The sequence below is a fragment of the Labrenzia sp. ATLA3 genome, from assembly GCF_057180185.1.
Genome location: NZ_JBXUKV010000006.1, coordinates 460,026 through 481,507, shown reverse-complemented (window position 1 = coordinate 481,507; position 21,482 = coordinate 460,026). Strand labels below are relative to the sequence as shown.

General features: G+C 59.7%; 17 protein-coding genes. 6 read left to right on the top strand and 11 right to left on the bottom strand.

The features are described 5' to 3' along the window. The 5 genes from AC2A6O_RS18870 to katG all read right to left on the bottom strand — a co-directional run bounded on the left by AC2A6O_RS18870 (position 1) and on the right by katG (position 8,240). A complete protein-coding gene (locus tag AC2A6O_RS18870; RefSeq protein ID WP_498929364.1) occupies positions 1-573 on the bottom strand; it encodes a GDYXXLXY domain-containing protein in 573 nt (190 codons plus the stop codon). Next, on the bottom strand, positions 570-1,931 hold the full coding sequence (locus tag AC2A6O_RS18865) for a DUF2157 domain-containing protein (RefSeq protein WP_498929362.1): 1,362 nt from the start codon (positions 1,929-1,931) through the stop codon (positions 570-572). The genes AC2A6O_RS18870 and AC2A6O_RS18865 overlap by 4 nt, the downstream gene beginning before the upstream one ends. Before the next feature lie 450 nt (positions 1,932-2,381). Next, positions 2,382-5,021, bottom strand: coding sequence for a DUF3141 domain-containing protein (locus AC2A6O_RS18860; protein WP_498929360.1), 2,640 nt, complete (start codon positions 5,019-5,021; stop codon positions 2,382-2,384). A gap of 12 nt (positions 5,022-5,033) precedes the next feature. After that, positions 5,034-5,795, bottom strand: coding sequence for an enoyl-ACP reductase FabI (fabI, locus tag AC2A6O_RS18855; RefSeq protein ID WP_498929358.1), 762 nt, complete (start codon positions 5,793-5,795; stop codon positions 5,034-5,036). A 273-nt stretch (positions 5,796-6,068) separates the two neighbouring features. Then, on the bottom strand, positions 6,069-8,240 hold the full coding sequence (katG, locus tag AC2A6O_RS18850) for a catalase/peroxidase HPI (RefSeq protein WP_148584650.1): 2,172 nt from the start codon (positions 8,238-8,240) through the stop codon (positions 6,069-6,071). Positions 8,241-8,491: 251 nt separating this feature from the next. Here katG and AC2A6O_RS18845 point away from each other — a divergent pair, with 251 nt between their 5' ends. Further along, the gene (locus AC2A6O_RS18845) at positions 8,492-9,415 is read left to right on the top strand and encodes a hydrogen peroxide-inducible genes activator (protein ID WP_148584651.1); all 924 of its coding nucleotides are present in this window, start codon (positions 8,492-8,494) and stop codon (positions 9,413-9,415) included. Positions 9,416-9,444: 29 nt separating this feature from the next. Here AC2A6O_RS18845 and AC2A6O_RS18840 read toward each other — a convergent pair whose 3' ends face one another. The 3 genes from AC2A6O_RS18840 to AC2A6O_RS18830 form a co-directional block, all read right to left on the bottom strand. Further along, positions 9,445-10,623, bottom strand: a complete 1,179-nt coding sequence (locus AC2A6O_RS18840; RefSeq protein ID WP_498929355.1) for an MFS transporter — start codon at positions 10,621-10,623, stop codon at positions 9,445-9,447. A gap of 137 nt (positions 10,624-10,760) precedes the next feature. Continuing rightward, complete coding sequence (locus AC2A6O_RS18835) at positions 10,761-11,426, bottom strand: class I SAM-dependent methyltransferase (RefSeq protein WP_498929353.1); 666 nt, start codon at positions 11,424-11,426, stop codon at positions 10,761-10,763. A gap of 146 nt (positions 11,427-11,572) precedes the next feature. Beyond that, entirely contained in the window at positions 11,573-11,719 is a 147-nt protein-coding gene (locus AC2A6O_RS18830) for a hypothetical protein (RefSeq protein WP_498929351.1), read from the bottom strand. A gap of 85 nt (positions 11,720-11,804) precedes the next feature. Between AC2A6O_RS18830 and AC2A6O_RS18825 the strand changes: the two genes are divergently transcribed. Beyond that, positions 11,805-12,719: a LysR family transcriptional regulator gene (locus tag AC2A6O_RS18825; protein ID WP_498929350.1), complete on the top strand. Its 915-nt coding sequence runs from the start codon at positions 11,805-11,807 to the stop codon at positions 12,717-12,719. 61 nt (positions 12,720-12,780) lie between these two features. Here AC2A6O_RS18825 and AC2A6O_RS18820 read toward each other — a convergent pair whose 3' ends face one another. Together AC2A6O_RS18820 and AC2A6O_RS18815 are read right to left on the bottom strand one after the other, a co-directional pair. Continuing rightward, complete coding sequence (locus AC2A6O_RS18820; RefSeq protein ID WP_498929349.1) at positions 12,781-14,415, bottom strand: hypothetical protein; 1,635 nt, start codon at positions 14,413-14,415, stop codon at positions 12,781-12,783. A 221-nt stretch (positions 14,416-14,636) separates the two neighbouring features. Continuing rightward, entirely contained in the window at positions 14,637-15,545 is a 909-nt protein-coding gene (locus AC2A6O_RS18815; RefSeq protein ID WP_148584656.1) for an alpha/beta hydrolase, read from the bottom strand. A 588-nt stretch (positions 15,546-16,133) separates the two neighbouring features. On the opposite strand from AC2A6O_RS18815, the gene AC2A6O_RS18810 reads away from it, so the two are divergent. The 4 genes from AC2A6O_RS18810 (at position 16,134) to AC2A6O_RS18795 (ending at position 20,143) form a co-directional block, all read left to right on the top strand. Further along, positions 16,134-16,838, top strand: coding sequence for an AAA family ATPase (locus AC2A6O_RS18810; RefSeq protein ID WP_353619221.1), 705 nt, complete (start codon positions 16,134-16,136; stop codon positions 16,836-16,838). 268 nt (positions 16,839-17,106) lie between these two features. Next, entirely contained in the window at positions 17,107-18,063 is a 957-nt protein-coding gene (locus AC2A6O_RS18805; protein WP_148584658.1) for an HlyD family secretion protein, read from the top strand. Continuing rightward, entirely contained in the window at positions 18,060-18,998 is a 939-nt protein-coding gene (locus AC2A6O_RS18800) for an ABC transporter ATP-binding protein (protein ID WP_148584659.1), read from the top strand. Before AC2A6O_RS18805 ends, AC2A6O_RS18800 begins: the two co-directional genes overlap by 4 nt. Next, positions 18,995-20,143, top strand: coding sequence for an ABC transporter permease (locus AC2A6O_RS18795; RefSeq protein ID WP_148584660.1), 1,149 nt, complete (start codon positions 18,995-18,997; stop codon positions 20,141-20,143). The genes AC2A6O_RS18800 and AC2A6O_RS18795 overlap by 4 nt, the downstream gene beginning before the upstream one ends. 244 nt (positions 20,144-20,387) lie before the next feature. Here the strand turns inward: AC2A6O_RS18795 and AC2A6O_RS18790 are convergent, their stop codons facing one another. Then, positions 20,388-21,308, bottom strand: a complete 921-nt coding sequence (locus AC2A6O_RS18790) for a DMT family transporter (protein WP_148584661.1) — start codon at positions 21,306-21,308, stop codon at positions 20,388-20,390. Positions 21,309-21,482 lie beyond the last annotated feature (174 nt).

The window sequence follows — 21,482 nt, the reverse complement described above, 5'->3', positions numbered from 1 at the left end:
TCAAAAGATCGCATCGGACCGGAAGGCCTTTCCATCCACCAGAAGGTTCACCGGCAGTGAGCGGCCGTCTTCGGTAACAGCAACTTCCAGCAGGATGCGTGACCGGTCCATGCGCTCGATTTCAAGCCCTTCGCCCTCTGGCAGGAAAAAGGCGTCGATGCCGTAGTCGACCCGTATCTCGTCCTCGAGCACGGAGCGAACGGTGCCGGCAATGGCCAGATCGCCGGCCTCTACTCTTTCCCGCGCAATGAGAACCGGTACGGCGGCACCTGATCCTTCGGACTTCAGACCGACAAAGACACGATCTCCCGACCGGAACTTGTCAGCCCCTGGCACCATCCTGGAGATGGTGCCGATTGCCAGATTGATCACCACATAGTCGCCCCGCAAGAGATCTCTCGGATCGACCGGCACCACGGCAAGCGGTACAGCGGTTCCGCTGTGTTGAACGCTGAGCCTGTCGAACAACGGGATCGATAGGAGGCTTAGCTGGATGAGCGCGAGAAGCGCCCAGCGCAACCATTGTTTGCGGGACTGCGATTGTGAGGAAGATGTTGCGGCTGACGAGCTCATCCCTGCATCTCCTCCGTGGCGTTTTCCTGAACCGGCGCTCGACCGCTCCGCCGCATCAGGCGCGCCAGCCAGAGCGCCATCCCGAGCAGCACGAGACCTGCGACAAGGAAGAACAGCGACTGCCCCAAAAGACTGCCGATGGTGACCTGGAGAAGCCAGAGTGCGACCGCAGTCAGGCCCAGATAGGCGCAAAGCATCCAGAACCTGTTGTTGTACCAGGTGCCCAGCGCGCAAAGGCCGATCAGCGCCGCCAGAACGAACGCCGCCAGCAGGAGGATGTTTGCCGTCAGGAGCGGCATCAGCACAGCCCCCAGTGCGAGACCGGTTGCTCCGAATAGCGCGCCCGATTTGGCGGTCTTGTAAGAGAGCAGCAAACCGGTCACCAGCAGAACCATGGCAACAGCCAGCGGCACCAGAGCCGGCAGGGTCGCAAGGGCTTTCAAGTCTGGGTCGTCCGAAACCTCGGGAACGAGGACCAGAGCCAGAACGATCAGCACGGACAGAACAAGAATGCCGACATCCTGAAGCGATCTTGCCATCAGCCAATGCCCATGACGGCGCATCGGCTGATCGCTGGACCACTTCACGAAGAGATCGGCAACGGGATCGATAAACATCATCGCCGCTGCCATTCCGCCTGTTCCAGCCAGGAACATGGCGACGACGATGTCGTCGCCGGAATTCAGCAGATCCGCAGTTTCACCGAACCAGCGGCCATAGGTCACCCAGAGCAACGAAATTGCTGCCCAGCGCGAAATCCGTGCTGGATGAACGACCGGATGGGCGAACACCGCTGCCAGGAGGAGAAGCCCTATCAGATCTTCCATGAGCGGCGCCGCTCCGAAATCGGAGCGCGTGACCTGCCAGGTGATGGCAGCACCTGCCGCGACGATCAGCGATGTCTTCGAACCTGTCAGCCAGGCAGCGGCCAGCGCACCGAGGCAGACAAGGAAGGCACCACCGGGCCAGTCGGTCGGCAGGTGAAAGATCTGTCCGATCAGCGCCATGCCTCCGAGGAAGACCAATGTCGCAAAACCTGTTGCAAGATCGGCAATGCCCTTGCGCCCTCTTGAAGCGGCAAAGGCAGCCAGACCGTTGCTTGCCACGACAAGCAGCGCAATGCCGACAAGTTTCACTGACTTGGGGATCGCGCCCCAGTTTGCCGCAATGAATGCGAGCAGCGCCAGGGCCACACAGACCATGCCTATTCCGGCAAGGGCCATGGGCAGGCGCGACCGGCCGTCGTCCTGATCCTGCTCCTTCAATATGGCCATTGCGCCGGCGGAGCTCACCCAGCCCCTCTCGACCCAAAGTTCCAGGTCGTCCTTCAAGCGCTTCTTATAGGCCCAGTCGAACATGCGGCTCCGCCAGTTGTCTTTTCATTGTCTCGTCGCAGCAAAGACGTCTCTTGCCGGAGGCGCCGAACATACCGGACAGGAAAGCGCCGGTATCAGCCGGACATCCGGACTACGAGACAATGTGTTTCAGACCAGAAGTAGGCATTCGGGAAGCGAATAGAAAGTTCAGGCTTTGCTCCCGCGCCTAAGCGTAGCAAAAATCCAATGAAAACAGCGTTCGAAAATTTCCTGTCGAAATCTGAGGCGCAGGCAGCGCTCCGACGCTTGTGAGCAGGCCCGATCTTGCTATGCTCACCGGACGAAATCGGCGGTTGGAATTCGGCGGACAACCGTGACGGACCGCCTTCGCCTGCCAAGCGAAGCATCGTTTCAGATCAGAGCCAAACTCCAAAAACAATTCCAGGGGGGCTCTGTTGGGGGGCGTCCGAGAGGCCCGGACGCCCCCTCTTCTCATTCAGCAGGTTCTTGCGGTTTCTTCGCAGTGCTGCGGGGCTTGCGTGAAGCGGCTGTCTTGCGCGCAGGCGCCTTGCGTGTTGCAGGCTTGCGTGTTGCAGGCTTGCGAGGAGAGGATTTGCTGGGGATCACCTCAGCGGAGGCTGCCCTTGCTGGTGAGGCCTGCGATGGGGTCTTGCTCTCCGCCTCTTTCAGGGCAGCCCTTGCGTCTTCCTTGCCGGGCTCGACCGGCACATCCGGCACCGCCAGCGGATCTTCCAAGATATCTTCCGACACCTGCGGCAAACCCAGCACCTCGTGGAACTGTTGCAGGATTTCCAGCGTATGCGGTGTCATTTCGTCTATCGCGCCGGGGACGAAGCGCACAACCTTTGCGGCGAGTGCTCGTTCTTCCGGGCTTTTCAGCAACTTGGGCAAGGTTTCGATGGCCAGTTCCGGTGCAAATTCGACGATCATCGTTTGTTCCTGAAGAATGAAACTGCGTTCGTCCGCTGTCAGCGACTTGAACGGCTCATCCTGCGTCAGAACACGGGCAGACCTTTCCAGACGGTCGCGGCGGACATTGCCCCGGCTGTCGGCGAGCAGGATCAGCATCCGGATGACCGCTTCGCAGAAACCACCTTCCTCGATATGCATCAGGGCCGCTTGAACCGGCGGCAGGCTGCGCAGTTCGTCCTTGCGCTTCAATGTCCGGCCCGGTTGCTTGCTGCGGCCGAACCAGCGCATGTAGGGTGTTCCCCAGATCGAATAGAACAGGTTTTCATAGGCGGTGTCCCGAAGATCCCGATAGAGATCCATGGATTGCTCGATCAGGGCAGCATTGACCTTTTCCAACTCCACAAACGGATTGCCCGCAGATGCCGGTGACCTTTCGTTTCTGGCCCTCTCGGCAATGCCCGGCAACCAGCCGAGAGCCGGATTGAGGCTGGAGAAGAGCGCGCGCTGCATTCTGAGCGGGTGGCTCTTGCGGCGCAGGTCCGCACTCTGCTCTGTCACGAAAGCCTGGACGAAGGGACGCACGCACACATCGTAGAATTCCGCTTGCTGTTCCGAGGCACGGGAGACGGCAGCGAAGGGAATTTCATCGTCCCGACCGTCATCGATCTTCGTCAGGTCTTCCATCTTGCGCTCGTGGAAGCTGACGGTGAATTCCCGTTCAAGCAGCGGGCCTTCATAGTCATCGATGGTCATTTCATAGAGCCCCGGCGCCAGCGCCTCGATTGTCTTCAGCGTCGAGGTGACTTCCGTGTGCTCCTTTTTGGCGATCTTCGAGGACACGAAAATACCGAGGTGCCCTACCTGTTCATGGATCATGTAGATGATCCGCTGCCCGCGAATGGCGATTTCCCGCTCGTCCGTGTAGGTGTCGATGATCCAGTTGAGCGCCTGTTGCGGCGGGGTGATGTTATCGCCGTAACTGGCGAACACGATGATCGGCGCCCGAATGTGCTTGATGTCGACGTTGCGGCCGGGCTCAAGCTGCGCCTCGTTCTTGGAAAGACGGTTGCCGACGAAGAGTTGCTCGACAATCCATTTCATCTCCGCTTCGTTGAGCAGGAAATACCCGCCCCACCAGCGTTCGAACTCCAGGAAGCGCTTCGGCTCGGTGTCGACCTTGGCGTAAAGATCGTAATACTTGCCAAAGTAGTTCCGGGCCGGATTGAGCAGCTCGAAATTCTGCACGATGTCGGCACCATCGAAGATGCCGTGGCCGAGGTCGGAATAATACATGGCGTTCCATGTGCCACCCAGAACTCCGGCGTTATAGCGCATCGGGTTTTCGCCAACACGGCCGGACCATGTGGACACAGGTGCGCCGTTGAGGATGACCGGCCCGGTCAGGTCCGGGTTTGTTGCGGCCAGCAGCATGGTTGCCCAGCCGCCCTGGCAATTGCCGGTGACCACCGGATTTGGCGCCTCCGGGTGCAGTTCCATGACCTTGCGGACGAAGGCCGCTTCGGCATGGGTCACGTCTGCCAGCGTCTGGCCCTTTTCCGGCATGCGTTTGAAGGCCACGAAGTAAACCGGGTGCCCGTCATGCAGGGCGACACCCACCTGGCTGTCAGGCTTGAAGCCGCCGATACCCGCGCCATGCCCCGCGCGCGGATCGATGATGATGTAGGGCCGTTTCCAGGGCTTGGGATCCCGGCAGGGCAGATCCGCAGGCGGGATGATTTTCAGCAGCATGTAGCAGCTGGGGCGAGGCAGATCGGCCCCGTCCAGCACCAACTCATAATCATAAATCAGAACAGGCGGACATCCGGCTTCTTCGTGATCCATGAAGTTATCGCCGCGCTGGCGCAGCGTATCCATGGTGAGAACCGTGCGCTGGGCGGCGTCCTGCCAGTATTCCTCCCATGCCTTGAAAAGAGAGCCGGTTTCCTGCGCGCCCCCCAAGGCCTTCATGGCTTTTCCGAACTCGGAGACGCTCTCCTGCCAACGGCTCTTGTGATCGTCGGAAATCCTGGTCAGGTGCTTGCTCAGCCCCCTGCCCATCAACTCCGCCAGGTTAGACAGTTCCGTCGCCTGCGCCTGCAGAGCCGTAAACCGCTCCGAAGGCCCCCATGCGGTCGCATCGTGCAGCGACTCCAGAAATTCGTTCTGGCCTTTTTCGAGCGCGTCAAAAATGTCCTTCATCAGGACCTCCTATCAAAGAATGCTGTAGCCACCGTCAATCGGATGCACGGTGCCGGTGACGTTGAAAGCCTCCCGGCTGGCAAGAAAGGCGGCGTAGGCCCCGACATCGTCGATCGTGGCCAGATGATGTGTGGGCGCGCGTTCTGCCGCGTCGTTCAGCAGCGCGTCGAATTCGGCAATGCCGGATGCGGCCCGGGTCTTGAGAGGACCGGGCGACAGCGCATGAACCGAGATCCCCTTCGGACCGAGTTCGGCTGCCGCATAGCGGGTTGCCGCTTCCAGCGCAGCCTTGACCGGCCCCATGACGCCGTAATTTTCAACCACCCTCTGCGCGCCCATGAAGGAGACCGTCATGCAGGTTCCACCATGAGGCATCAGAGGCTCGGCTCTCCTGATCAGCCGCAGGAAAGAGTGGACCGACACATCCATGGCCAGTGAAAAACCATCCGACGAACAGTCGATCACGCGGCCATGCAGGTCTTCCTTTTTGGAAAAGGCAATGGAATGGAGCAATGTATCGAGACGGCCCCACCGGGCTTCGATCTCGGCAAACAGCGCCTCCATCTGCTCCGCGTCGCTCACGTCCAGGGGTGCGATGATTTCGGCATTCAGCTGTTCGGCAAGTGGCCTCACGTAGGCTTCGGCGCGCTCATTCAGATAAGTGATCGCCAGATCGGCCCCCTGCGCGCGGAACGCCTTTGCGCAGCCATACGCGATGGACTGTTCGTTGGCGACGCCGACAACCAGGGCCTTGTGACCCGTCAAATCAAACATGTGCGCACTATTCCCGAAACTCAGAACCGGCAGGATTGAAGAAAACAGGCCGGTCACCACACTTCGCTGTTTCAAGCGCAACCTGAAACTGCTTCGCAGTGCAACATAAACCTTGTGACGGAACAATGACCTTTTCAAGGTTGTAGGGGTTACTGCGGATGCAATTCTTCTGCTGCGACGCAAAAAAGAACCCTGGACGAAGGACCGAAAAAGAAAACGGCGCCCCGGAAAACCCGGGGCGCCGCCAAATGTTCTGAAGTGCCTTGGCCTTTGTTAGCGCAGATCGAACCGGTCTGCGTTCATCACCTTGGTCCAGGCTGCAACAAAGTCCTTCACGAACTTCTCGCTGTTGTCGTCCTGAGCGTAGACTTCCGCATAAGCCCGCAGAATGGAATTGGAGCCGAAGACGAGGTCCGCGCTGGTTGCGGTCCACTTCAACGTGCCCAACTGCCGGTCACGCACTTCGTAGGTGCCGTCGGCAGCCGGATGCCAGCTGTTGTCCATGTCGGTCAGGTTCACGAAGAAGTCCGTGGTCAGAGCGCCTTCACGATCGGTGAAGACACCATGCTTGGTGCCGCCATGGTTGGTTCCCAGCACGCGCAGGCCGCCCACCAGGACAGTCATTTCAGACGCGGTCAGACCCAGCAGCTGCGCACGGTCGAGCATCATCTCTTCCGGGCTGACAGCATATTTTTTCTTCTGCCAGTTGCGGAAGCCGTCTGCGAGCGGCTCAAGAACGTCAAAGGACTCCCCATCCGTCTGCTCGTCGGTCGCATCGCCGCGGCCCGGAGCGAAAGGAACAGAGACGTTGAAGCCACCTGCCTTGATGGCCTGTTCCAGACCGACGTTCCCGGCCAGAACGATGACATCGGCGATGGATGCGCCGGTCTCTTTTGCAATCGGCTCGAGCTTGGCCAGAACCTTTTCCAGACGGTCCGGCTCATTGCCTTCCCAGTCCTTCTGCGGGGCAAGACGGATACGCGCGCCGTTGGCGCCGCCGCGCTTGTCGGACCCTCGGAAGGTCCGGGCGCTGTCCCATGCGGTTGCAATCATCTCTGCAGCGGACAGACCACTGTCGGCAATCTTGGCTTTCACGGCGTCCACATCGTAGGAGGTGGAGCCTGCCGGGATCGGGTCCTGCCAGATCAGGTCTTCAGCCGGAACATCCGGGCCGAGGTAGTTGACCTTCGGGCCCATGTCGCGGTGGGTCAGCTTGAACCAGGCGCGAGCAAAGCAATCGCGGAAATAGGCTTCATCAGCCATGAACTTCCGGCAGATCTCGTTGTAGACAGGGTCCATCTTCATGCCCATGTCCGCGTCGGTCATCATCGGATTGCGGCGAACCGACGGGTTGGAGGCATCAACCGGCTTCTTGTCTTCCGGCATGTTGACCGGTTCCCACTGCCATGCACCCGCCGGGGACTTGCGCAGTTCCCAGTCGTAGTTGAACAGGTAGTCGAAGTAGCCCATGTCGAACTGGATCGGGAATTGCGTCCATGCACCTTCGATGCCGGAGGTGAAGGCGTTGGCGGCCTTGCCGTTCTGATCCGGATTTGACCAGCCTAAACCCTGAGACTCAACGTCAGCAGCTTCCGGCTCAACGCCGATACCTTCAGCAGTGTGGTTACCATGGGCCTTGCCGACGGTGTGACCGCCACAGGTCAATGCTGCGGTTTCCTCGTCGTTCATCGCCATGCGCTTGAAGGTCTCACGCACATGGGCTGCGGTCCTGACCGGATCCGGCTGCCCGTTGACGCCTTCCGGGTTGACGTAGATCAGCCCCATGTGGATCGCCGCAAGCGGGTTCTCCAGGGAGGTCGCATCGTCGGCGTTCTCGAAACGGTTCTCGACCGGCGCGAGCCATTCCTTCTCAGAACCCCAGTAGACATCGGTTTCCGGGCCCCAGATATCTTCACGGCCGAAACCGAAGCCGAAGATTTTCAAACCCATGGATTCGTAAGCCATGCTGCCGGCCAGAACGATCAGGTCGGCCCAGGACAGCGCGTTGCCGTATTTCTTCTTCACCGGCCACAACAGACGGCGCGCCTTGTCGAGGCTGGCATTGTCCGGCCAGGAGTTCAACGGGGCAAAGCGGATGTTACCGGAGCCCGCGCCACCGCGGCCGTCCTGCATGCGGTAGGAGCCGGCGGAATGCCATGCCAGACGGATCATCAGTCCGCCGTAGTGACCCCAGTCAGCCGGCCACCAGTCCTGGCTGTCGGTCAGGAGTGCGCGGACATCGGCCTTGACTGCTTCGTGATCCAGACCCTTGACCGCTTCACGATAGTCGAAATCGGGGTCCATCGGGTTGGTGCGTGCACCGCGCTGGTGCAGGATGTCGAGGTTCAACGCATTCGGCCACCATTTCGTCACCGGCTTGTCCATCGACGTATTGCCGCCGTGCATTACAGGACAACCGCCTGTCTTTTCCACCTTAGCGTCCATAACTCTCTCCACTGTCATCTGAAACGTTCGATTATTCGGGCGGCGTGAGACGCCCGTGATGTCCGCAGACTCTAACGAGCCCGGGACAGATCGGTTTCCTCAAATCTCCCAAAATTTTCGCGCTCGGCAGAAGTCCGGCGGAGCAAGGGGGGTGTTTGCTTGCCGCCAGATCCTGTTGAGCCCCCTGACGCTAGCAAAGCCAATCTATCAGAGGAAGTTGAATTTTCTGATAAGTTCGATAAGCTCACCTTATGATCAATATTACCCTCAAACAGCTGCGCTATTTCGAGGCGCTTGCCCGTCACGGTCACTTCGGCAAGGCAGCCGAAGCCTGCGCCATTTCGCAGCCCGCGCTGTCCATGCAGATCAAGGAAATGGAGGAAGTGCTCGGCGCCACCTTGTTCGAACGCGGGGGCCGTCAAATCCGGCTGACGCATTTTGGAGAGATCGCCGCCGACCGTGCCCGCGACATCCTGCGGTCGGCCGAGGAATTGGGCGACCTTGCCAGGGCATCGCGCGACAGGCTTGTGGGGCGGCTTCGGATCGGCGTCATTCCGACGATCGCGCCCTATCTCCTGCCGAGCGTCGTCGGCGCCCTGACCAAAAGCTATCCGGAGCTGGACATTCATGTGCGCGAGACCGTCACGCCAAAGCTGATCGACGAATTGGACGATGGCCGCCTCGACACGGCAATCGTGGCTTTGCCGGTTTCCGAAGCCACCCTCGCCGAGACCGCCCTTTTCAGCGAGCGCTTCGTCCTCGTGCGTTCGGCGCGCGAGGCAAATGCGCCGCTGCCGAACGCCGACAGCCTGCGCGAAATGCGCCTTCTGTTGCTGGAGGAAGGCCATTGCTTCCGTGATCAGGCCCTCTCCTTCTGCAATCTGCAATCCGGCCCGCCGCGCGAAGTACTCGACGCAAGTTCACTTTCGACGCTTGTTCAGATGGTGAGCGCGGGCATGGGCGTGACCTTGATCCCGGAAATGGCCGTTCCCGTGGAAACCCGCTCCGCATCGGTGGCCATTTCACGGTTTGAAGCCCCCGAACCGACCCGGACCATCGGCATGGTCTGGCGGCGAAGAAGCCCTTTGGCGGGCCAGCTCGCGGAAATCGCGGAGATCGTCAGGCGGTCAGCCGAAGGATTGACGGCTCTACGGGAGCAGCCGGCCATCAGTTGATCTGTCGCCAGCCCGCACCTCAAAAAGTCTCACGACTGCGTAGCGGCGCGCCGAAACGTCATCCCCCCCAGTAACGCCATGGCGGCGGCAAGGCCAAGCAGAACGGCTCTCGCGTCATCTCCGGCTGCGAACAGGGCAACGATCAGACCTGCCAGCGGCTGTGACAGATTGTTGAGGCAGATGATTACGCCGGTTGTCTTGCCGAATTCCTCCGGCGGTATGATCTCCTTGCGAAGGGTGCGCACATAGATGTTGAACATCTTGTCGAACCCGGCAATCAGCAGGAAACCAGCCGCATAGATCAGCGGATGAGCCCCGAGGCCCGTCAGCACGGCCCCGGCGCAAATCAAGCCGTAGGCCGTGCCACCAAGCGTCTTCAGGCCGAGCGCAACGTGAGCCGTCAAGGTCAGCACGGCGAGCGTCGCAAGCGCTCCACCGACCTGGAGCCAGGCGTAGACCTGCTCGCTCTGGCTGAAAAACCCGGTCATCATGGCAGCTGCCGTTGCCAGCGTGGCCCCGATGATCAGATTGACCCCGGCCGCCTGCAGGATTGCGCGCGTCAGACCGGGCAGTGTCCAGACCAGCATGAGCGCATGTCTGAGGTCCGCGACCGGATGACGGGACACGCGTGTGGCGGGGGCCGCTTCCATGCGCGCCTGTCCCGGCCAGAAGTGGAAGGCAAGGTCGGCCAGAACGAACAGGACCGTTGCCAGCACGACCACCGCCTGCCAGGGCCAGAACGCCATCAGGTAGGCCGCCACGAGCGGCCCCAGCACGACGCCCATTTGCGAAGCGAGCTGGCCATAACTTGCCACCTTCTCAAACCGTTGATCGGAAAAGGCACGCACCAGCACCATTTCCAGCGCTAGCATGCCTTGCGTCGTGAAAACGCCGACCACGGCGGAAAGCCCGATCAGCCACCAGACGCCACCGAACGCAAGCTGACCGGCAATGCCGGAGACGCAGGCCACAGCCCGCAGTATGCGGCTGATGCGCAGCAGCAGGATGGGCGAAAACCGGTCGCTCAATATGCCCGCGACGGGAAAGGTCAGGTAGCGCGGCAAGGTTTCAAAAAAGAAGGCCAGGCCGGACCAGCCAACATCACCGGTGATCTGGAAAATAACCAGCGGCACAAGAAAGAGCAGAATCTGATCGGCCAGGACCGTGAGGAACATGGACGCGAAAAAGGCGCGGTCGCGGACGAGCATTTTCAGCTTTCAAGGGAGATTTCGTGACGAGGTAAATCACACCTAGCACTGGCACTCCCGCTCCGCAAGTTGCCGCCGCCCGCCAATTCAATCGATTAAAATCAACACCTGAAACTCTTTTCGAGCGTTCTCCCGCTTCAGAGTTTCCGTGCGACGACGAACCGGCTGAAGGGAGCGGGATAGGTTCCAGTCTCGATGATTTCGAAACCGGCAGACCGGATACTGTCTTCCAGCGTTTCGAAGGAAAGGATACGGACAAACGGCGCCTTGCCGACAAGTTGCATCACCTTGATGAGGGGAGCGAACAGCCAGGCCCGTCTTTTCAGGCAAGCGGTTTTGGAGATGTAGAGACCGCCCGGTTTCAGGAGCTGGTGGATGCGCGACAGGGTATCTTCGGCATTTTCCACCAGATGCAGGAAATTGAAGGCAAGGATGGCATCGTAGCCTGTTTCGCCCGGCTCGACCCTGTCACTGAAGACATCGGCAACTGCAAACCTCAAGCCTTGTGGAGCATCCTTCGCATCCGGCCCATCTTGCAGTTTTGCCTCCGCGATCTCGATCATGCCGCTGGCAAAATCCGTGGCGAGGTAGGACCTTACACTTCCAGCCAGAAGGAGTGCGGTTGTCCCGGTGCCGCAGCCAAGTTCCAACACGCCATCCTGTGGCCCCAGATGTGCCCTGGTCCGCTCCAGCGTCTTTTCATAGGCGTCCTGATTGCGGATGGGAGACGCGGCATATTTGGTCGCAATCTTGCTCCAGAAGCCGGCGGAAGACGGCACGTCCTTGGTCCATGTTGTCGCCATGGTCGATGTTCCATTTCTAACAGATTAGCGGAGATGCAAACGGCCGACGAACTTCGGAACCGACTGCGAAGATGACAGCCGGCACACATGTTCACCTGCCTCGAAGAAGCTTCGAAACACCGGCTGTCCGAAGCTTCTGAAACCCGCTATTTCTTCTTCTTGCGGCCGCCGCGCAGGCCGAGGTCATGAAGAATGTCACGGCCGATATCGCGGCCGCCAGTGGGTGAAGCCAGAAACTCCAGAACCGAAAGAACCATATTTGCCAATTGGATCATCAAAGATGACGGGCTCATTGGCGTCTCCTTTCGAAAAGAAATGTACGCCCTTCAGAAATGAATGAGAATTGCCGAAATCTGGCTAGTTGATATACGTATTTGCATGAACTGGCAGACCATCACATTCGACTGGAACCAGGCCCGTGCCTTTCTCGTGACGGCGGAGGAAGGCTCCCTGTCGGCAGCGGCCCGTGCTCTCGGGCTCACCCAGCCAACGCTCAGCCGGCAAGTGGCCGCACTTGAAGAGACGCTTGGCGTGACGCTGTTTCAGCGGGTTTCCAAGAGCCTCATCCTGACAGAAGCGGGCATCGAACTGGCCGATCACGTGCGCGCCATGGGGGATGCCGCCAGCAGGGTTTCTCTTGCAGCATCCGGCAAGTCGCAGCAGGTGGAAGGGCTGGTCACCGTTTCGACAACCGATCTCATGGCAGCTCATGTTCTGCCCGGCATTTTGCGTGAATTGCGCGAGAAGGCACCGGGTGTGGAAGTGAAGGTGCTGTGCACCAACAGCCTGAGCGACCTGCGCCGACGCGAGGCCGATATCGCCATTCGTCATGTGGAACCGGACCATCCTGATCTTTATGCCCGCAAGCTGCGGTCCGCCCCGGCCCGCGTCTTCGGAGCCAGATCGCTTGTCGAGCAATTCGGCCGCCCGTTGACGAGAGAAGACGCCTCTGATCTCGATTTCATCGGATTCGACAACAACGAGGAACTTGTCGGCTACCTGCGCGCCTTCGGGTTGAAGGTGACCGAAGCCAATATCCGCCTTGGGTCTCCCAACGGGGTTGTCGCCTGGGAATTTGTTCGTCAGGGCCTCGGTCTCGCCATCATGGCCGATGAAATCGCAGCACGTTTTCCCGAGATCGTTCCAGCTTTCGCCGATATCGAACCGATTTCCTTCCCGATCTGGCTGGTAACCCATCGCGAGCTCCACACCAGCCGCAGGATCCGCGTCGTGTTCGATCATCTGGCCGAGGGCCTGCTGAAGGTGAAGCCGTCTGTGGTAGCGCCCCTGTAAGCCCTCAAGCTGACGCTTTTCTCCCGCGACCGGAAAGCACTGGATCAGCGCTTGGTCCAGCTCACGCCGCCTTGGCGCGGCAGAGGCAACTTGCGCGAATGGGGATGTCGGCACGTGCGATCGCCTGATCAAGCAGCAGCTTCACATGGGGCAGCTCGACCTTCTCCGAACGCCGGACAAGACATTCATGCAATCCGTGCAACGCCCACACATTTCGCGGATGCTGGCTTGGACGCGGCAATTTACCGTCCAGGCCAAGGTCTGCACGGTAGACTGCTTCAGCTTCCTCATACTCGCCGGCTTCCATCAGGAGTGCACCCAACGCATGGCGGGTCGGCTGTGGCCAGGACCATGGCTCCTCGTATTGAAGACCGTCGTCCAGATCGACGGCGTTGCGCAGATGAGCAAGGCCTTCTTCCTGCCGTCCAGCCTTGAAGGCAACTTCGCCCTTCATCATTTCCTCGGCAACCGCAAGCACGTCCCGTGCGGTGTTGTTGAAGAGCATGCGAGTGTCCGGCACTTCCGCGTAGGCCGCCGTGAAATCGGCCATGGCAGCCAGGGCCTCCTCATGACGGCCGAGATTGGCCAGAGCGATGGCCTTTGCGTAATAGATCAGCGCGTTGGTCGTGACATAAAGTTCCTTGTCCGCGGGCTGCTCAAGCTCAAGGATCTCCGACCACATTCCGAACCGGATGAAGACATGCGGTGCGGCGGCAACGAACGTTTCGAAGACATCCGGGTATGACCGAACGACTTCGTCGGGCACCTCGTCGCGCAGCCGCTCGACGGCCTCCACCGCGGCGGCTTTCCTGCCAAGAAACATTGCGCCGTAAAACGCGAAATGCAGATTGTGGATCCGGTACAGCGCATAGAAATTTGCCGGGCCTGCATAAGCCTTGAACTTGTCGTCAACCTTGGCTGCGGCGAGGTTGCGATACAGCACATTCTGGTAGTCGCCGCAAAGAACATCGATATGCGTTCCCATATGCACCAGATGGCCCGCATCCGGCACCAGATCCTTCAACCGGTCGCCATGGCGCAACGCCCTTTCAGGGTGTGGCGACATTTCCATCAGGTGAATGTACATGTGCAGGAGCCCCGGATGGTCCCACGCAGCCGGTGTCCGGTCAAAAGCTTGTTCCAGAACGGCGACCGCCTCGGTTGTTGAAGCTTCCGGGTTCGGCACGCCCGTGTGAAAGTCCCACAATTGCCAGGGGGTGCGGTTCATCAAGGCCTCTGCATAGAAGCACGCGACATCCAGATCATCCCTGTTGGCTTCGTAAACGGGTTTCATCGCTTCCGCGAAGCCATCGTTGAAGGGCTGATAGTCTTCGATTTCCGGATCTGTGGGATATCGCGACGCCAGAGCCTCGATCAGCGCTCGCTCCACCGGCTTGGCCTCTTTCAGCGCCCTTGCAGTGGCAAGCGCGGCGTGAGCACGCGCCAGCGCGGGCCCCTTTTCCTCCGGCGTGAAGATTTCCCAGGCCTTGTTGTAATTCGGACCGATACCGTAAGCGATGCCCCAGTGAGCCAACGCACATGCCGGGTCGGCCGCCACCGCCTTCTCGAAACAGACAATCGCCTCTTCGTGATTATAGGCAAAAAGCCAGATCAGACCGCGGTCAAACCAGACTTGCGCAGCCGGTACGGCCGTCACCACACGCGAATAGTGGCCGAGATCAAAATACTCCGACATGATATTTCCCCCTGATACACAGCTCCATCTCAAGGATCGCGGCTGACACGCCGACGGCGGTTTTCAGCCTCTTTCCAGATCACGGGCGTTCGTGTCTCAAGGGGAGTTTGAAGCCAAAAGTTACGTAAGGGCAATCAGAAAAGCACTTCAAGTATCATCTGGCACGCGACTGATCGTTTCTCCCGAACCACTATCGGTCCTGAACAGCACTGAGGCCTCGCCTACCCCAGCATCCAGTTGAGTATCAGGCGCCAGTCCGTCATGCGGATGGGGGTGCCGTGGGTGCCGGTGTCGAACAGGGTGAATTTGATCGGGTAATTCGGTGCCTTGGTCTTGATCTGCTTGAAGAAGTTCGCCTGGTCTTCCCAGTTGTAGACCTGATCCAGCGTCCCCTGCCCCATGTAGATCGGCACATTGCGTCCGAGCGCCCCTGAAGACAGGAAATTGGGGTCTTTTGGCGAGCCGAGCAACAGGATGCCGGAGAGCATGCTGGCGTAATTGGCGTTCTTCACCAGGTTCCAGCAGATGATGCCCCCCATGGAGCCGCAGGCAACCACGACCTTGGCCTGGGGCGACAATTGCTTTTGATACTGGATCAAGGCTGCCACATCCGCCGTGCCGCGCTTGTCGAAATTCTTTATGTCGACCGTCAGATAGGCACCGCCGTTTCTGACCATCAGGTTCTGCACGCGGTTGAAATTGCCGCCGAAGGAGACGTCGTTCATGCCCTGAAAGCGGTTTCCGCCCTGCCCGTGAATGTAGATCACGATGGCTTTGGCGCCGCCCTTCCATTTGCCGGTGCCCATGAACTCGACAACCCGGCCATTGGCTTTCAGTTCTCCGCTGCCCCGGCCACGCTTGGGTTTGTAAGAAACGTAATTTCCGTAAACCCTGCGCTCATCGACCTCGTCGCGGTCACGCAGGTCCCGCTGCTTGGAGTATTCGACGACGATGAAGTCGCCATCGTAGAGCGTTTCGCTGACCTTCTTGTATCGGAACAGCCTGTCCTTGTAAGGCTTCAGAGCCTCGGCCTGGGCGAAACCTGCCGTCCACACATACGCCAACATCCCGCAAAGCAGAAGTTTCCGGATCAAGCAGGCCGGGCGGGAGTTGAAAAATCGATGCAGCATATGGCGTCCTTCGAGGCGCGGATCGAAAATACAGGTCTGGTCCCAAAGCATCTGGCGTGCAATTCACCGCAGGCAAGTGCCTGGAACACCATGAGACCGGTCAACCAGCGGCAGGCAACCGATTCAGGGCCCCCTTTCCGCATCGACAACCTACGCGGCACCCAGGGCGCATGCAATCGGTGGCCGTTCAAAAACGAGCGGGCTTTCATGCCGTCCCAAAGCGCGGACGGCCAGGACGATGCCGAACGATCAAGACCGCTTCGACAGCTCCCGGTACTGACGCAACGAGGGCTGTCCCGGGATCCCTGCAAATTGTGCCAATGCATTTCACGCGTCTTTATCCACAAATCCTAACGCGCGTTGAATAAGTCAGCTGCAAAATGCGAATTTAAGGATTTGGTAACCATAAAAATCCAAGACTGCCAGACAGATAAGCCTGCAAAAGGTCATCGGCGACACGAGCGGATTGAAACCGGAACACACTGAAACCCGCTGACAGATCGCTTAAAGGTGTTGGAGCTGCTGTGTGCACGCACTCGCAGACGCAAGTTGCTCCAGACAACGCTCGGCAAGGTCAGGAGAACCCAGATGCCAGTCATTTCCTTCGCAAACGCAAAGGGCGGCGCCGGAAAAACCACGGCGGCCCTGCTGCTGGCGACAGAAGTCGCGGCACGGGGAAAACGCGTCACCATCTTCGATGCAGACCCGCAGAAATGGATCTCGAAGTGGTACGAGCTGCCACGCAAGAGCCCGGGCATCAACGTGATCAGCGAAATCTCGCCGGCCTCCATTACCGAGCAGATCACGCTTGCTGCCGAGACCTCCGACTACGTTATCGTGGATCTTGAGGGAACGGAAAACCTGATTGTCGCCAATGCGCTGTCGGTGTCCGATCTGGTGGTGGTACCGATCCAGGGATCTTCCATGGACGCACGCGGGGGCGCTAAGATCCTGACGCTGATCAAGAAGCTTGAAAAAATCGTCCGTCACGACATCAAGCATTGTGTGGTTCTGACCCGGACCAACGCCGCCGTGACGACCCGCGCGATGAAAGCGGTGCAGGATTTCCTTTCGGCCCAGAACATCGACGTGCTGATGACCCCGATTGTGGAGCGTGCCGCGTTCCGCGACCTCTTCGAATTCGGCGGTGGTCTCTCCGGCCTAGACACAACCGTGGTGTCAGGTGTCCGCAAGGCGCGGGAAAACGCTTCGCTTTACGCAGCGGAAATTCTGGAACGTGCAATCTCCGTTCCCAAGAAGCGCTGGTACAACGTGTTCAAACGGGCGAGCTGACCCCGGCGGATCATTGCCATTACCTGGGAGGCTGCGTGTCAAATCGCAGCCTTTTTCGGTTTCAGTGGAAGACAACCAGGCCGCATTTCTCTGCCATGCGAACCGGCAGTTCATCCGGGACCCTGACGTGACGATGAGCCCCTCGGCTCTATCTCAGCCAGCCGTGGCACACGCGTTTGAAGCAGTTTATGGTGACGTAAGGGCGTGGCCGCATAGCCTAAGGCAATGCCCCTCTTGCTGCATGCCGTTGATCCACTGAGAGGAATTCATGTTGACAGCCCGTGCTCACGCCTTTCTCGCAGCCAGCCTGTGCCTGTTTGTTGCCGGCTGTTACGGCGAAGAGGAGAATGTTGCCCTTGGTAATCTGGAGCGCGACCGGGTCGCCCTGACGGCGACCGCCAACGAGGTTCTGGTCGAGCTGCCCGTTGCCCAAGGAACATTCGTCAAGAAGGGAACCGTGCTGGCTCAGCTGGACCCGGCAGAACAGCAGGCAATCGTGGCCCAGGCAAAGGCGGAGGTGCAGAAAGCCAAAGCCAATCTCGTGAAGCTTGAAAACGGAGCGCGCGAAGAGGAAATCGCCAAGGCCCGCGCCGCTGTTGCCGGTGCGAAGGCGGAACTGGAGGACGCGCAGGCCTCGTTCGGACGCTACGACGACCTGACTGGACGCGGAACCACCAGCCAGGCACAGCTCGACAGCGCCAAGGCTGCGCGCGATGCAGCCGACGCGAGCTTGAAAAGTGCGCAGGAACAATTGAAGGAGCTTGTGGCGGGGACAAGACCGGAAGACCTCGACATAGCCAAGGCCGAACTTGAAGCCGCGCAGGCCAGTCTTGCCACGCAGGAAAAGATCCTGTCGGACCTCACCATCACCGCCTCGCGAGACGGCACTCTCGATAACCTTCCCTGGAACCTTGGAGAAAGGGTGACCGCCGGCAGCCCGGTTGTGGTGATGCTGGCCGGCGATGCGCCCTATGCCCGCGTTTATGTGCCCGAACCGCACCGGATCAAGGTCAAACAGGGTGACAAGCTGGAGGTGCGGATAGACGGCCTCGACAAACCGGTTGAAGGCACGGTGCGCTGGATCAGCTCCGAAGCTTCCTTCACGCCCTACTACGCCCTCAACCAGTCCGAACGGGCCAGGCTGATGTATGTCGCCGAGGTGCAATTGCCCGACAGCGCCAAAGATCTGCCAAACGGTGTACCGGCCCAGGTCGTCCTGCCGTGAGCTCAAGTGGTAGCGACATCGTCATCCGGGCCAAGGGCCTGGTGAAGAGCTTCAAGGGGTTCCGGGCGGTTGACGGACTGGACCTGACCATTGAACGCGGCATGATCTACGGCTTTCTCGGCCCCAACGGCAGCGGCAAGACCACCGCCATGCGGATGCTCACCGGGCTTCTGACACCAACGGAAGGAACCGTTGAAGTGCTCGGGCTCTCCGTCCCCAAGGATGCGGAGACCCTGAAGTACAAGATCGGCTACATGACCCAGGCCTTTTCGCTCTACGGTGACCTGACGGTTCTGGAGAACCTGACCTTCATGGCGACGATCTACGGCCTGCCGTCGAAGCGAAAGAAACAGCGGATCGCCGAGGTTATGGAGCGCTACGAACTGACTGACCTCGGCAACCGCTTTGCAGGCAAGATGTCCGGCGGCCAGCGACAGCGCCTTGCCCTGGCGACCGCTGTTCTTCACGAGCCGCAGCTTCTGTTTCTGGACGAACCGACCTCCGCCGTGGACCCGGAATCGCGCCGCCACTTCTGGGAGCAGTTGTTCGACCTGGTCGACGGTGGCACCTCCATAGTCGTGACCACCCATTTCATGGATGAAGCGGAACGCTGCCACAAGATTGCGATCATGGAAGCAGGCCAGAAGCGTGCTGACGGAACGCCCAAGGACCTGATGGCCGCAATGGGCGCCAATGTCGTGGAAATCGAAGGCCCCAACCTGCGCGAGATCCGCCGTCGGTTGCTGGGAACGAAGGGCATCATTACCGCCGCCCAGCTCGGTGCCCGCCTCCGGGTGCTGGTGCGCGAGGATATTGCCGATCCGGAAGCGTTTCTGAAGAACAAGGACGAAACCAACGGCGCGAGCCTGATCGAAAAGGTGCGCCCGACCCTGGAAGATGTCTTCGTGACCGCGACGGGAGAAGGCCGCCAATGATGAGATCACTCTCCCGCATATCCGCCATCTTCCTCAAGGAACTCAGCCAGTTGCGCCGTGACCGGATGACATTCGGCATGGTCATCATGATTCCTTTGATCCAGCTCATCCTGTTCGGCTACGCGATCAACACCAACATTCGCGATATTCCGGTTGCTGTTGTCGATCACAGCCAGACCGGGCTGAGCCGCATCCTGATCCAGATGGTGGAAGCCACGCGTGTGGTCAGGGTGACCGAACGGCTGACAAGCATCGAAGAAGCGGAAACGGCCATCAAGGCCGCGCGCGTGCGCGCTGCCTTCATTCTGCCTGCCGATCTATCCCAAAGGGTCGCCCGCTCGCCTGCCGCCAACCTCGGCACCCCGCCGTCCACGGATGAGGAAACCAGCCGGCCCGTCGCCCAATGGATCGTCGACGGCTCCGACACCATGATCGCAGGGGCCATCAAGTCCCTGCGCAACATGCCTCTGGCCGAGTTGAACCGGCAGGCACCGAACCGGTCGACGCCCACCTTCGAGGTGGCCCTGTTCTTCAACCCGGAACAGCGTACCGCCATCAACATCGTGCCCGGCCTTGTCGGCATCATCCTGACCATGACCATGATCATGTTCACCTCAGCCGCCATCGTGCGCGAACGCGAACGCGGCAACATGGAAATGCTGATCAACACGCCGGTGCGGCCGATCGAGCTGATGATCGGCAAGATCATTCCCTATATCTTCATCGGCCTGGTGCAGACCGTGATCATCCTGGGGCTTGGCCACCTGTTGTTCAACGTGCCCTTCGGCGCCAGGATCGCCGATCTCTTCGTCGGCACTCTGCTCTTCATCGGCGCCAGCCTGTCTCTGGGTCTTGTGCTGTCGACCATTGCCCAGAGCCAGTTGCAGGCAACGCAGATGACCGTCTTCGTCCTGCTGCCGTCCATCCTGCTGTCCGGTTTCATGTTTCCCTACGAGGGCATGCCGGTGATCGCGCAGTATATTGCCGAGGCATTTCCGGCGACGCATTTCATGCGCATGATCCGTGGCTTCGTGCTGCGGGATGCCGGGCTAATGGAGCTGCACCGCGATGTGCTCTGGATGTGCGGGTTCTTCGTTCTCGGCATGATCGTCGCCGCCTTCCGCTTCAAGAAACGACTTGATTGAGGAATGTTTGGCCTCGGTGCCAGTACCTCGCTCATCCGCTAGGTGCCAAGGCTTCCTTCGCCCCGCCTCCCCGACGACCTCATCCTGAGGAGCGCATTTCTGCGCGTCTCGAAGGATGGGCGGCATACTCAGGAGCAAGTGGCCCATCCTTCGAGACAGCACTCACGCGCTTCCTCAGGATGAGGCTTTCGTGTTGTGGGAAATCCGGATAATCGCCAGTTGGGAGCCAGTCACTCCTCGCCCCCTACTTCGGCTGTGGGCCCGTATCGAACCGCGGATTGGCGGTTTTCAGGACCGGGGTCTGCATGGAGACATTCTCGCGGCTCTCGCGCCAGACAACAAAAATGCCCGAGGCGATGATGACCGCAGAGCCGAGGCCGACGTAGAAGTCCGGCGTTTCGGAAAAGAACAGCACACCGAACAGGCTCGCCCAGAGGATCTGGCTGTATTGCAGCGGTGCCACCACGGCGGCCGGCGCGGCCTTGTAGGCGGTAATCGTCAGGAACTGGGCACAGACCGACAGAAAGCCGATGGCCGCCATCAGGCCGAGGTCGACAAGCTTCACCGGCACATAAAACGCCGGCAACGTCATGGACATGGCCATCATGGACAGAATCATCGGATAGAGGATCAACACCGCCGGACGTTCCTTGCCGCCAAGTTTGCGCACCAGAATTGTGGAGAGCGAATTGGCAAAGGCGGCTGTCAAAGCCGCGGCATGGCCGAGGGTCAGTTCGGTCACCCCGGGACGTAAAACGATTAAAACGCCAACCAGACCGACAATCACTGCAGCCCAGCGCTGTGCCCGTACGGTTTCGCCGAGCAGCGGCACGGACAAAGCGGTGATCAGCAACGGCATGGCAAAGAGCAAGGCGTAGACCTCTGCCAGCGGCAGCGCCGTGAAGGCGTAGAACCCGCAAGACATGGCGATGATGGCAAGGCCTGCCCGCGACAGCACCAGCAAGGGATGCCTTGGCCGGAAATTGTCGACCGCCTTGTCCGCCAGCATCATCATGGACATCGGCACGAAGGCGAACAGCATCGTGAAGAAGATGATCTGAAAGACCGGATAGCTTGCGCCGAGTTCCTTGATGATGGCGTCATGCGTGGAAAACAGGGCAAATGCGAGAAGCGCGGCGACAAGTCCCTTAAGCGATTCAGTCATAGGCCGGGCCTTAATGGTATGAAGGCCGCCCGCCGATACCTTATAAATACGGTGCGAGGTTCCGGGCGTGACACGTGTCTTCGTCAGCCGAGCGGAGGCGGCAAATCAGCGGTTGGTGCAGTCTCTTTCCTTGATCATCCCTGAAACGAACAAAAGTTCAAGAAAGGCAGCTTC

Bases quoted from the DNA above. Each gene is read 5' to 3' on its own strand.
- AC2A6O_RS18825 (WP_498929350.1), top strand. From the start codon at position 11,805: ATGAACTGGCAGACCATCACATTCGACTGGAACCAGGCCCGTGCCTTT.
- AC2A6O_RS18870 (WP_498929364.1), bottom strand. From the start codon at position 573: ATGAGCTCGTCAGCCGCAACATCTTCCTCACAATCGCAGTCCCGCAAA.
- AC2A6O_RS18860 (WP_498929360.1), bottom strand. From the start codon at position 5,021: ATGAAGGACATTTTTGACGCGCTCGAAAAAGGCCAGAACGAATTTCTG.
- AC2A6O_RS18815 (WP_148584656.1), bottom strand. From the start codon at position 15,545: ATGCTGCATCGATTTTTCAACTCCCGCCCGGCCTGCTTGATCCGGAAA.
- AC2A6O_RS18790 (WP_148584661.1), bottom strand. From the start codon at position 21,308: ATGACTGAATCGCTTAAGGGACTTGTCGCCGCGCTTCTCGCATTTGCC.
- fabI (WP_498929358.1), bottom strand. From the start codon at position 5,795: ATGTTTGATTTGACGGGTCACAAGGCCCTGGTTGTCGGCGTCGCCAAC.
- AC2A6O_RS18840 (WP_498929355.1), bottom strand. From the start codon at position 10,623: ATGCTCGTCCGCGACCGCGCCTTTTTCGCGTCCATGTTCCTCACGGTC.
- AC2A6O_RS18795 (WP_148584660.1), top strand. From the start codon at position 18,995: ATGATGAGATCACTCTCCCGCATATCCGCCATCTTCCTCAAGGAACTC.
- AC2A6O_RS18835 (WP_498929353.1), bottom strand. From the start codon at position 11,426: ATGGCGACAACATGGACCAAGGACGTGCCGTCTTCCGCCGGCTTCTGG.
- AC2A6O_RS18805 (WP_148584658.1), top strand. From the start codon at position 17,107: ATGTTGACAGCCCGTGCTCACGCCTTTCTCGCAGCCAGCCTGTGCCTG.
- AC2A6O_RS18830 (WP_498929351.1), bottom strand. From the start codon at position 11,719: ATGAGCCCGTCATCTTTGATGATCCAATTGGCAAATATGGTTCTTTCG.
- AC2A6O_RS18820 (WP_498929349.1), bottom strand. From the start codon at position 14,415: ATGTCGGAGTATTTTGATCTCGGCCACTATTCGCGTGTGGTGACGGCC.
- AC2A6O_RS18865 (WP_498929362.1), bottom strand. From the start codon at position 1,931: ATGTTCGACTGGGCCTATAAGAAGCGCTTGAAGGACGACCTGGAACTT.
- katG (WP_148584650.1), bottom strand. From the start codon at position 8,240: ATGGACGCTAAGGTGGAAAAGACAGGCGGTTGTCCTGTAATGCACGGC.
- AC2A6O_RS18810 (WP_353619221.1), top strand. From the start codon at position 16,134: ATGCCAGTCATTTCCTTCGCAAACGCAAAGGGCGGCGCCGGAAAAACC.
- AC2A6O_RS18845 (WP_148584651.1), top strand. From the start codon at position 8,492: ATGATCAATATTACCCTCAAACAGCTGCGCTATTTCGAGGCGCTTGCC.